This is a genomic window from Intrasporangium sp., assembly GCF_039812505.1.
GTDB lineage: Bacteria > Actinomycetota > Actinomycetes > Actinomycetales > Dermatophilaceae > Intrasporangium_A.
This window is the reverse complement of sequence record NZ_JBDIAQ010000036.1, coordinates 16160-27677: the sequence shown is the minus strand read 5'-3', so window position 1 is coordinate 27677 and position 11518 is coordinate 16160. Positions and strand designations below refer to the sequence as shown.

Here is an 11518-nt window from a genome sequence, read left to right as displayed (position 1 = left end):
CGGATCAGGGCGGGTTCGACGGCGGCACACCCCGGGACGGCGACGAGCCCGTGGGCACCTCGCCCGGGTTGTGCGTGGTTGTGGTCACCAAGGCGACCTCAACCACGCACGGCCTCGCCCAGCTGCCCCGGGTTGTGCGTGGTTGTGGTCACCAGGGCGACCTCAACCACGCACACCCCGGCCGGCACCGACCCTACGACCGGACGGACCCGGCCGCGGGTCAGTAGTCGTCGGACAGGGCCTCGAGCACGGGCTCTGCCGTGGCTGCGCCGAGCCGCCCCGACAGTACGGCCCGTTGCGTCGTCGCCCGGGCCATGGCCACATACGTCGCCAGCACGTCGGGCGCCTCCGAGGCCAGCAGGTCGACGTGTGAGGCGACCGTGTCGGCATCGCCACGCGACACCGGCCCGCCGAGGGCCCCGTCACCGAGCCGGAGCGCGTTCGACAGCGCAGCCGTCAGGAGCGGCTCCAGGATGCGGTCCGGACCCTCCACCCCGGCCTCGCCGAGCAGCTGCATCGACTGGGCGACGAGGGTCACGAGATGGTCCGCGGCGTGCGTCAGGGCCGCGTGGTAGGCCAGCCGCCGGGACTCCGGCACCCAGACCGGATCGCCCCCCATCTCGATGACCAGCGCCTCGCCGAGCGGCCGGGCCAGGTCCATGGTCGTGACCGCGAAACAGCAGTCGGTGAGCCGCTCGAGGTCCATCGCGGTGCCGGTGAACGCCATCGCCGGATGCAGCGCGAGCGGGACGAGGTCGCTGCCGGCGGCCGGCTCGAACACCGAGATTCCGTGCGCTCCCGAGGTGTGCATGACCAGCTGGCCCGGCGTGAACACGGCGGCCCGGTGCAGCCCGGCCACCAGTCCGGGCAGGGTGTCGTCGGGCACGGCGAGGATGACCAGGTGCGCACCCTCGATGACGTCGGGCACCGGTCGGGTGGGCACCCCCGGCAGCAGCCGGTCGGCCCGCTCCCGCGAGGCGTCGCTCACCGCCGACACCCCGGTCACGCGGTGCCCGGCCCGCGCGAGGGCGGCCCCGAGCACCGCGCCGACGCGGCCCGCGCCGACCACCCCGACGTCGAAGCGCGCCGGTCGCTCGTGCGGAGTCCTCATCCCGGAAACGCTACCGCTACAGTCCCGCCATGGGTGCCCTGCCGTGGTCGGTGGCCTGGCAACAGGCCCTGTATGACGCCGAGCTCGGCTTCTACGTCACCCGCGGCGGGCCCGCGGCGCACTTCACGACCGCGTCCCATGGCTCAACCGGGCCGGTGCTCGCCGAGGCCCTGCTGCGGCTCTGGCACCGGTACGTGCCGGACCGGGCGCCGTCGGTCGTCGTCGACATCGGTGCCGGCCGGGGCGAGCTGACGAGCCGGCTGGCCCGCCTCGCCCTGCCGGCCGCGCCCGCCGTGGGCCCCCGGCCTGCGGGCCGTGCCCAGCCACCTGGCGAACGGACCGTTGGCAACCTGAGACGCGACCAGACAGGCGACAGGAGACGCGACCCGAGACGCGACCTGACAGGCGACATGACAGGCAACAGGAGACGCGACCTGGCAGACGACACGGCACACGACCTGACAGGCGACATGACAGGCGACATGACAGGCGACACGAGACGCGACACGAGGGTCGTCGGCGTCGACGTGGTCGACCGCCCGGCGGGGCTCGACGCCCGGGTCGAGTGGCTCCGGTCACCTGGGGGCGCCGCCCTGCCCACCGCCCTGCACGACCTGCAGGACGCTCTCGTGATCGCGAACGAGTGGCTCGACGTGGTGCCGTGCACCGTCGCCGAGGTCGCGGACGACGGGACCCTGTGCGAGGTCCTGGTCGACCCGTCGACCGGCGACGAGGAGCTCGGGCCGAAGCTCACCGACCCGGACGCGGCCTGGGCAGCGTCGCACTGGCCGACCCGGACCCCGGGCGAGCGGGTCGAGGTGGGCCGCACCCGCGACCTCGCCTGGGCCGGCCTGGTCTCCCGGGTCGCGTCGGGCCTGCTGGTCGCGGTCGACTACGGCCACCTCGCGAGCGAGCGGCCGAGCGGCGGGACGCTGGCGGCATACCGCGCGGGCCACCTGACCCGCCCCGTGCCCGACGGCACGTGCGACCTGACGGCCCACGTGGCCGTGGACAGCCTCGCGGCCGACGAGGTGCACCGCCAGCGCGACCTGCTCGTCTCGCTCGGCCTCGACGCGCGGCCGCCCGACCACACCCGCGCTCGCACCGACCCTGCAGGCTACCTGCGAGACCTCGAGCGGCGCTCGGCGCAGGCGCGGCTGATCGACCCCTCCGGGTACGGCGGCTTCTGGTGGGTGCTGCAGCGCAAGGAAGGCGCCGACGTACCCTGAGGCCATGCGTCGGTGGCTCCTGCTGATCCTGCTCGCCCTCGGGCTCGCCCTGACCGGGGCACCGGCGGCGATCGCCCACGACGTGGTCGAGTCCACCACCCCCGCCGAGGGCACCACGGTCGACCGGCTGCCCGGTACGGTCTCGATCACGCTGTCCGACGACCCGTTGGCCATCGGCTCCCAGGTCCTGGTCAAGGGCCCGGCAGGCGACGTCGCCGAGGGGCGGCCGCGGATCGAGGGTCGAGTGCTCAGCCAGCAGCTGAGCCCCCGGGCGCCGGCCGGGACCTACGTGGTGACCTACCGGGTCACCTCCTCCGACGGCCACCCGATCTCGGGGACCTTCTCGTTCCACGCGACCCTGGGCCTGGACGGGTCGACGGCGACCCAGGCCGCGCCGGTGCAGGTGCCGGCCCGGGACACCCCGGAGCAGGCCGCCGCCAAGAGCTCCCAGCTCGTCCCGGTCATGCTGACCATCGCCGGTGGCGCCATCGTGGTCGTCCTGGTGGCGGGCATCTGGCTCGCGGCACGTCGTCGCGACCCCGCCGCACGACCCTGAACGGAGCACCGATGGTCGAGCCGAGCGAGTGGACCAAGATGGTCACCACGAACCCGAGCCACTCCACGTGGTTCGTCAAGCGGTTCCGGGACATGGCCGCCGCGGGGCACGACCTGCACGGCGAGGCCCGGTTCGTCGACGCCATGGTGCGTCGGCACGCCCTGGTCCTCGACGCCGGGTGCGGCTCCGGCCGGGTCGGCGGCTACCTGGCCCAGGCCGGGCACGACGTCGTCGGCGTTGATGTGGACCCGGTGCTCGTGGCCGCCGCCGAGGAGGACCACCCGGGTCCGGTCTGGGTCGTCGGCGACCTTGCCGAGCTCGACCTGTCGGCGCTCGGCGTCCGCGGCCGGTTCGACGCCATCGTCGCGGCCGGCAACGTGATGCCCTTCCTGGCGGCGAGCACCCGGGTCGAGGTCCTGCGCCGGTTCCGCACCCACCTGGCCGAGCAGGGGCGGGCCGCCGTCGGCTTCGGCGCGGGGCGGGGCTACGACTTCGACGCCTTTCTCGCCGACGTGCGCACCGCGGGTCTGGAGCCCGAGCTGCTCCTGGGCGGCTGGGACCTGCGCCCGTTCCAGCCCGGCTCCGACTTCCTCGTCGCGGTCCTGCGGCGTGCCTAGGGCGCTGCCGTGAACCGGCGCGGCGTGGCCCTGGTGTCCACCGCGCACGTGGCCGACGACTTCTACCAGGGTGCGGTCCCGGCGCTGCTGCCCTTCCTCGTGGCCGAGCGGCACTACACGTATGCCGCCGTCTCCGGCCTCACGCTCGCCGCGACCTTCCTGTCCTCGGTGGCCCAGCCGGCCTTCGGCTGGCTCACCGACCGGCGACCCCGGCGCTGGCTGATCCCCGGCGGGATGGGGCTGGCCGCCCTCGGCGTGGCGCTGGCCGGCCTGATGCCCAGCTATCCGCTCACCTGGGTCGTCATCGCGCTGTCCGGCCTCGGGGTGGCGGCGTTCCATCCCGACGCGGCGCGGGCCGCACGACAGGCCTCCGGCGACAGCAACCGGGCGATGAGCATCTTCGCGCTCGGCGGCAACGTCGGCTACGCGCTCGGTGCGCTCGTGACGACGCCGGTGCTCGTCTGGGCGGGGCTGCACGGCACCCCGATCCTGCTCGCCCCGGCCGCGGTGATGATCGTGGTGCTGGTGCTCCGGCTCGGCCCGGTCCTCGACGGCCCGATGGGGCGTCGGGCCCGGCTCGGCGCGGCCGGTGTCGCCGACGAGTGGCCGGCCTTCCTGCGGCTCACGGCCGCGGTCGTGATCCGGTCGATCATCTTCTTCGGGATCACCTCGTTCCTCGCGCTCTACCTGATCGCCCGGCTGCACGCCTCGCACGTCGTGGGCGGGACGGCGCTGACCGTGTTCCTCGTGGCCGGGGCGCTCGGGACGCTGGCCGGCGGCTGGCTCGCCGACCGCACGAGCGCCCTGATGAGCATCCGGGTCGGGTTCGCGCTGGCCGGGCCGGCGATAGCCGGGGTCGTGCTGGCCGGCAACCTCGCGGTGGCGTTCGTCTTCGTGGCGCTGAGCGGCATCGCGCTCTACGTCCCGTTCGCCGTGTTCGTGGTGCTCGGCCAGGACTACCTGCCCAACCGGATCGGCACCGCGAGCGGGGTGACGGTGGGGCTGGCGGTCAGCATCGGCGGGCTGTTCAACCCGATCTTCGGCGCGATCGCGGACGCCACCAGCCTGCGCACCTCGCTGGCCATCGTGATGGTCCTGCCCGTGCTCGGGCTGCTGGTCTCGCTCACCCTCCGCGAGCCTGCCGTACGCCGCCGGCGCACTCCACCGGCTCCGGGGCCGGCGGAGCCGCCGCCGGACGCGGTCGAACGCGAGTGAGGGCCGACCGGCCGGTCGTGGGTCCGGCGACCGGACCCGGGTCGTCGGGCCGCGCCCTCGCGAGCGGCCCACCTGGCAGTGCCACCCGCCCGTGCGTGGTTGTGGTCACCAGGGCGACCACAACCGCGCACAGCCCGGGCTGATCCGAACCGGCCCCGCGGGTCGGCATACCCTCGTCCCATGACCGAGGCCACCACGCGGGGACAGGAGCTGACCGTCGGGATCGGGGCCGGCGAGCTCGCGACCGCGGACATGGTGCTGAACATCGGCCCGCAGCACCCGGCGACGCACGGCGTGCTCCGGCTGCGCGTCGTCGTCGACGGCGAGCGCATCGTCAGCGCCGACCCGGTCATCGGCTACATGCACCGCGGCGCCGAGAAGCTCTTCGAGGTGCGCGACTACCGTCAGATCACCGTGCTGACCAACCGGCACGACTGGCTGTCGGCCTTCGCCAACGAGCTGGGGGTGGTGATGGCGGCCGAGGACCTGCTCGGGATGGAGGTGCCGGAGCGGGCCGTCTGGGCCCGGACCCTGCTCGCCGAGCTCAACCGGGTGCTGAACCACCTGATGTTCCTCGGGTCCTACCCCCTCGAGCTCGGGGCGATCACACCGGTCTTCTACGCGTTCCGCGAGCGCGAGGAGGTCCAGGCCGTCATGGAGGAGGCCTCCGGGGGCCGGATGCACTACATGTTCAACCGGGTCGGCGGGCTCTACCAGGACCTGCCGGCCGGCTGGCTCGGGCGGGTCACCGAGGCGGTCGCGGCAGTGCGCCGCCGGCTGCCGGACCTGGAGCACCTCATCGTCGGCAACGAGATCCTCGAGGCCCGCACGCGCGGGGTCGGGGTCCTGCCGCGTGACCTCGTGCTGGCGCACGGCGTCTCCGGGCCCATCGCCCGGGCCGGCGGGCTCGACCTCGACCTGCGCCGGGACGCGCCCTACCTCGCCTACGCCGAGCTGTTCGCGCCGGGCGGTCCCGGCCGGGTCGTGACCCGCACGGCGGGCGACTGCCTGGCCCGCCTCGAGGTGCTGCTGGAGCAGACCCGGGTCAGCCTCGACCTCGCCGACGCCTGCGTCGCGCGCCTCGCCGCCCTGCCGCGCGGCCCGATCAACGTCAAGCTGCCCAAGGTGCTCAAGGTGCCCGAGGGGCAGGTCTACTGCGCCACGGAGAACCCGCTCGGCCTCAACGGGTACTACCTGGTCTCCCGCGGCGAGAAGACGCCGTGGCGGCTCAAGCTGCGCTCGGCCTCGTTCAACAACGTCTCGGTGCTCGCCGAGATGCTGCCGGGGCAGCTCATCTCCGACATGGTGGCGATCCTCGGCTCGATGTTCTTCGTGGTCGGGGACATCGACCGATGAGGGCCCGGATGCCGCTCACCCGGCTCTCTCGCGACAGTGTCCTGCGCGCTGCGGGGGTCGTCGTCATCACGGCCGCGGTCTCGATCGCGGCGGCCTGCTCGAACGAGGACACCGTCGACACGGTCCCGCCGCCCTGGCCGACCCCGACCGTCGCCGGCCTCGAGGGGCCGGTGGTTCCTGACGAGGGCGGCGCCCCGGCCCCGACGCCCGCGACCACCGGCGCAGCGACCGGCACGAACACGGGGGCACCGGCCGCGACGAGCCGGCCCCGGACCAGATCCTGACCGTTCCGCCCGAACAGCCCGCACCGGCCCCGGACCCGACCAGCCGGGAGGTCGGCAACCGGAACAGGCGCCGGTGGGGTCGGTCCCGGTGGGTCGACTCCGGTGACGCTCCCGTCCGGTGCCACCCGGTGGGCGGCGGCAGCCCGCGCCGACCGGCTCGTCAGCGGTGCTCCCCGCCGGGGCGGTCCTGGTCGTCGTCCTCGCGCTTCGGCGGCTTGATCCGGCACATCGACTGCGTAACCATCCCGGCGACCGCGAGCAGGATCGCCACGCCCAGGTGGGCCAGCAGCGGCCAGAGCCGGGCCAGCTGCGAGGCCACGTCGGCGTCGGGCAGGATGACCAGCGCGTTCGAGGCGTACCACCCGCTCAGCACCGCACCGGTCAGCGCCGCGGCCTGGCCCAGCACGAGTGTGCGCGCCGCCCGGATCGGGCTCATCGGGGTCAGGCTGCGCCCGTCGCGCACCTGTCGCACCTGGTAGCCCGCCACCAGGATGCCGCCGCCGAGGAAGGCCATGACGACCAGACCCACCCAGCCGGGCTCGGGCACGACGTGCCCGGTCGAGACCCACCACCGCATGGCCACCCAGCCGAGGATGAGCGCGACGAGCGCGACGATGACCAGGGCAGTGACCCGCAGCCCGTCACGTGCCCTCATGCCTGCTCCCAGGCCGGTCCGGGCCGCACGCCGGAGCAGTCCACCTGCGCGAGCAGCTCCCCGACCGGCCGGATGCCGCCCACGCCCGTCCCGACGCGCAGCCCGGCCGCCGGGTCGGCCGTGTGCCACGGGGCGAGGACGAACGCGCGCTGGGCCGCGCGCGGGTGCGGCAGGGTCAGCTCGGGCGCGGCGCTGCACACCTCGCGGGCCGAGCCCGGCCGGCCGTACTGGATCAGGTCCAGGTCGAGCGTCCTTGCCCCCCAATGGACCTCGCGGGTCCGGCCGTGCTCGGCCTCGATCGCGTGCAGCAGACCCAGCAGGTCGCCCGGGGCGAGCTCGGTGCGCACCAGCGCGACGGCGTTCAGGAACGGCGGCTGGTCCGGGGGTCCCCCGACCGGGTCGGTCTCGAACATCGGCGACACCGTCGTGACGCTGACCTCGGGACGGTCCGACAGGGCCTCGAGCGCCGAGCGCAGTGTCGCGCCGCGGTCCCCGAGGTTGGCTCCAAGGGCGACGACGGCCGGCACGCCGCCGCGCCGCAGCCGCACCTGCACGTCGCTGAACGGGTGCCCGACCGGCGCCTCCGGCTTGTGCACCACGACCTCGACCGCGTCGACCCGGTCGCGGCGCAGCACGTCACGAGCGATGACCGAGGCGAGCCGCTCGATCAGGTCGAACGGCGGGCCGGCGATGCGCCGGACGACCTCGCCGGCGACCTGCGCGTAGTCGACCGTGGCCGACAGGTCGTCGCTGCGGCCGGCCGGCGCCAGGTCGAGCTCGAGGGTCACGTCGACCACGAAGGTCTGGCCCTCGCGCTTCTCGGTCTCGAGCACCCCGTGGAACCCGCGGGCCGAGACGCCCTGCAGCACGATCCGGTCGGTCACCACGCCACCTCCTCGACCGGGACGTGGGCCCGGGCGGCCTGCACGACGGCCAGCGCCCGCACGGTCTGCTCCACCTCGTGCACCCGCACGCACCACAGGCCCGCCATCGCGGCCATGACCGAGGTCGCAGCGGTCTCGAGGTCGCGTTCGGTCGCCGGCCGCGGCTCCTGCCCGAAGGCGCGCCCGACCCGGCCGAGGAAGGCCTTGCGCGATGCCCCGAGCAGGATCGGGTGGCCCAGGTCGTGCAGCCGGGGCAGCGCCGCGAGCAGCGCCCAGTTGTGCTCCGCGGTCTTCGCGAAGCCGATGCCCGGGTCGAGGACGAGCCGCTCGGCGGCCAGCCCGGCACCCAGCAGCTCGTCGCGGCGGGAGGCAAGCTCCCGGCATACATCCGGCACGACGTCGTCGTAGGAGGCGCGGGCGTACATGTCGGCGCTGTGCCCGCGCCAGTGCATCGCCACGTAGGGCAGCGCGGCCCCCACGACGTAGGGCACCATCTCGGGGTCGGCCTGCCCGCCCGAGACGTCGTTGACGAGCGTGGCGCCGGCCGCGACGGCCGCCTCGGCGACCGGCACGCGCATCGTGTCGATCGAGACGACCGCGCCGCCGGCAGCGAGCGCCTCGACGACGGGCAGGACCCGGCGCAGCTCCTCGGCGACCGACGGGCGGGCCGCCCCGGGCCGGGTGGACTCGCCCCCCACGTCGACGATGTCGGCACCGGCCGCCCACACGTCGCGGCCGTGCGCGATGGCGGCGTCCGGCTCGAACCACTCGCCGCCGTCCGAGAACGAGTCGGGCGTGACGTTGACGACGCCCATGACAAGGGTCCGGTCGCGCTCGGCGAGCAGGTCGGCCGCGGTCCTGGGACCCTCCGACCGGAGCGGGTTCACCTGGTGCCCTCGAGCATGAGCGACATGGCCTCGGCCCGGGTGGCCGGGTCGCGCAGCTGGCCCCGAACCGCGGAGGTGATCGTCGAGGCGCCCGGCTTGCGGATGCCGCGCATCGACATGCACAGGTGCTCGGCCTGCACGACGACGACGACGCCCTGGGCGCCCAGGTGCTTGACGAGGGCGTCGGCGATCTGGGAGGTCAGCCGCTCCTGCACCTGGGGTCGGCGCGCGAACACCTCGACGAGCCGGGCGATCTTGGACAGGCCGGTGACCCGCCCGTGCTTGTCGGGGATGTAGCCGACGTGCGCTACGCCGTGGAACGGCACGAGGTGGTGCTCGCACGTCGAGTACAGCTCGATGTCGCGCACGATGATGAGCTCCTCGTGCTCGATGTTGAACGTCTTGTCGAGCACGTCGGCGGCCGTCATGTCGAGGCCGGCGAAGATCTCCGCGTAGGACCGGGCCACCCGGGCCGGGGTGTCGCGCAGACCTTCGCGGTCGGGGTCCTCCCCGACCGCGATGAGCAGCTCGCGGACCGCCTGCTCGGCGCGCGCCCGGTCGACCGGCACCTCAGCCCTTCCCGCCCGGCCCCTCGCCGGGGTCGACGGGACGGTCGTCGGGCACCTCCGCGACCTGGGCCGAGGCGTGCTCGTCGGACAGCGGGTGCACGCCGACCGAGGCCGCCTGCTCGATCTCGTCGGCGATCCGGCGGTCCGGCGGGACCGGCGGGGGCAGGTGACCGTTCTGCTTGGCCGCGATCTCGGCAGGGGTGAGCACCGGGGGAATCGCGCTGGGCACCCGGGTCTGCGAGGACAGCCAGGTGGGCCGCTCGGGCAGCTTGACGACGCCGTGGAAGACGTCGGCCAGCTCGGTCTGGTTCAGCGTCTCGCGCTCGAGCAGCTGCAGCACGAGCCGGTCGAGGACGTCACGGTTCTGGTTCAGCGCGACGTAGGCCTCGTCGTGGGCCGACTCGATGAGCTTCTTGACCTCCTCGTCGACGACCCCGGCGATCTCCTCGGAGTAGTCGCGCTGGTGGCCCAGGTCGCGGCCGAGGAACACCTCGCCGTTGTTCTGGCCCAGCTTGATCGCCCCGATGCGCTCGGACATGCCGTACTCGGTGATCATCTTGCGGGCCATGCCGGTGGCCTTCTCGATGTCGTTGCTGGCCCCGGTCGTGGGCTCGTGGAAGACGATCTCCTCGGCGACGCGGCCGCCGAGGGCGTAGGCGAGCTGGTCGAGGATCTCGTTGCGGGTCGTCGAGTACTTGTCGTCGAGCGGCATCACCATCGTGTAGCCGAGCGCCCGCCCGCGCGGCAGGATGGTGATCTTGGTGACCGGGTCGGTGTGGTTGAGCGAGGCGGCCACCAGGGCGTGCCCGCCCTCGTGGTAGGCGGTGATCTTGCGTTCCTTGGCCGACATGATCCGGGTGCGCTTCTGCGGCCCGGCGATGACGCGGTCGATCGCCTCGTCGAGGGCCCGGTTGTCGATGACCCGCTTGTCGCTGCGGGCGGTCAGCAGGGCCGCCTCGTTCAGGACGTTGGCCAGGTCGGCGCCGGTGAAGCCGGGGGTGCGGCGGGCGACGGCGAGCAGGTCGACGTCGGGAGCCATCGGCTTGCCCTTGGCGTGCACCTCGAGGATCCGGTGCCGGCCGATCATGTCGGGGGCCTCGACGGCGATCTGCCGGTCGAAGCGCCCCGGCCGCAGCAGGGCGGGGTCGAGGATGTCGGGCCGGTTCGTCGCGGCGATCAGGATGACGTTGGTCTTGACGTCGAACCCGTCCATCTCGACGAGCAGCTGGTTCAGGGTCTGCTCACGCTCGTCGTGGCCACCGCCGAGACCCGCGCCACGGTGCCGGCCGACGGCGTCGATCTCGTCGACGAAGACGATGGCCGGGGCGTTGGCCTTGGCCTGCTCGAACAGGTCGCGCACCCGGCTGGCGCCGACGCCGACGAACATCTCGACGAAGTCCGAGCCGGAGATCGAGTAGAACGGCACCCCGGCCTCGCCGGCGACGGCCCGGGCGAGCAGGGTCTTGCCGGTGCCGGGAGGGCCGTAGAGCAGCACGCCCTTGGGGATCTTGGCGCCCACGGCGAGGAACTTGGCCGGCTCCTGCAGGAACTCCTTGATCTCGTGCAGCTCCTCGATCGCCTCGTCGACGCCGGCGACGTCGGCGAAGGTGACCTTGGGCATGTCCTTGGTCGCGAGCTTGGCCCGGGACTTGCCGAACTGCATGACCCGCGACCCGCCGCCCTGCATCTGGCCCATCAGGAACCAGAAGAGGCCCAGGATGATGATGATCGGCAGGATCGAGTAGAGCATCGAGCCGAGCCAGCTCTGCTGGTCGATCTGGTCGGTGTAGCCCTTGGGCGGGTTGGCCTTCTCGATGGCGTCGACGACCTGCTCGCCGCGCGCGGTCACGTAGTAGGCGTAGACGGTCTTGGCGTCCTTGACGGTGCCGTCCGGAGAGGTGTAGGGCTCCTTGAGCTGGAGGGTCATCTGCTCGTTGTTCAGCAGCGTGGCCGACTCGACCTGGCCGGAGGCGATCAGCTTCATCGCGGCGGACGTGTCGATGCGCGGCGGGCCCGAGTTGGAGAACATCAGGCCGAAGACGAGTGCACCGATGAGGAGCAGGATCCACACCATCGGGGTGCGAAGAATGCGCTTGGCGTCCATGTAACTGCGGGGCGCGCGCCCCGGTCCTCCTGCTCGTCCGGCGATCTTGGC

12 protein-coding genes are annotated in these 11518 nt (G+C 73.5%); 6 read left to right on the top strand and 6 right to left on the bottom strand.

Annotated features, from left to right (window positions below; translation table 11 throughout):
* Positions 1–220: 220 nt before the first annotated feature.
* Entirely contained in the window at positions 221–1111 is an 891-nt protein-coding gene (locus WMI84_RS07140; RefSeq protein ID WP_347351688.1) for a DUF2520 domain-containing protein, read from the bottom strand.
* Between the two features lie 29 nt (positions 1112–1140).
* Between WMI84_RS07140 and WMI84_RS07135 the strand changes: the two genes are divergently transcribed.
* The 6 genes from WMI84_RS07135 (at position 1141) to WMI84_RS07110 (ending at position 6368) form a co-directional block, all read left to right on the top strand.
* Positions 1141–2340, top strand: coding sequence for an SAM-dependent methyltransferase (locus WMI84_RS07135; protein WP_347351686.1), 1200 nt, complete (start codon positions 1141–1143; stop codon positions 2338–2340).
* A gap of 4 nt (positions 2341–2344) precedes the next feature.
* Positions 2345–2896 carry a copper resistance CopC family protein gene (locus WMI84_RS07130; RefSeq protein WP_347351685.1) on the top strand — a complete coding sequence of 184 codons (552 nt, stop codon included), beginning with the start codon at positions 2345–2347 and terminating at the stop codon, positions 2894–2896.
* 11 nt (positions 2897–2907) lie between these two features.
* On the top strand, positions 2908–3513 hold the full coding sequence (locus WMI84_RS07125; RefSeq protein ID WP_347351684.1) for a class I SAM-dependent methyltransferase: 606 nt from the start codon (positions 2908–2910) through the stop codon (positions 3511–3513).
* 9 nt (positions 3514–3522) lie between these two features.
* Entirely contained in the window at positions 3523–4728 is a 1206-nt protein-coding gene (locus WMI84_RS07120) for an MFS transporter (RefSeq protein WP_347351682.1), read from the top strand.
* A 180-nt stretch (positions 4729–4908) separates the two neighbouring features.
* Entirely contained in the window at positions 4909–6084 is a 1176-nt protein-coding gene (locus tag WMI84_RS07115) for an NADH-quinone oxidoreductase subunit D (protein WP_347351680.1), read from the top strand.
* 8 nt (positions 6085–6092) lie between these two features.
* Complete coding sequence (locus WMI84_RS07110; protein ID WP_347351678.1) at positions 6093–6368, top strand: hypothetical protein; 276 nt, start codon at positions 6093–6095, stop codon at positions 6366–6368.
* A 160-nt stretch (positions 6369–6528) separates the two neighbouring features.
* Here the strand turns inward: WMI84_RS07110 and WMI84_RS07105 are convergent, their stop codons facing one another.
* The 5 genes from WMI84_RS07105 to ftsH form a co-directional block, all read right to left on the bottom strand.
* On the bottom strand, positions 6529–7023 hold the full coding sequence (locus WMI84_RS07105) for a DUF3180 domain-containing protein (RefSeq protein WP_347351676.1): 495 nt from the start codon (positions 7021–7023) through the stop codon (positions 6529–6531).
* Entirely contained in the window at positions 7020–7907 is an 888-nt protein-coding gene (gene folK, locus WMI84_RS07100; protein WP_347351674.1) for a 2-amino-4-hydroxy-6-hydroxymethyldihydropteridine diphosphokinase, read from the bottom strand. Before folK ends, WMI84_RS07105 begins: the two co-directional genes overlap by 4 nt.
* Positions 7904–8722 carry a dihydropteroate synthase gene (folP, locus tag WMI84_RS07095; RefSeq protein ID WP_347351690.1) on the bottom strand — a complete coding sequence of 273 codons (819 nt, stop codon included), beginning with the start codon at positions 8720–8722 and terminating at the stop codon, positions 7904–7906. The genes folK and folP overlap by 4 nt, the downstream gene beginning before the upstream one ends.
* A gap of 68 nt (positions 8723–8790) precedes the next feature.
* On the bottom strand, positions 8791–9363 hold the full coding sequence (folE, locus tag WMI84_RS07090; protein ID WP_347351673.1) for a GTP cyclohydrolase I FolE: 573 nt from the start codon (positions 9361–9363) through the stop codon (positions 8791–8793).
* Position 9364: 1 nt separating this feature from the next.
* Complete coding sequence (gene ftsH, locus WMI84_RS07085; RefSeq protein ID WP_347351671.1) at positions 9365–11467, bottom strand: ATP-dependent zinc metalloprotease FtsH; 2103 nt, start codon at positions 11465–11467, stop codon at positions 9365–9367.
* Positions 11468–11518: the final 51 nt, after the last annotated feature.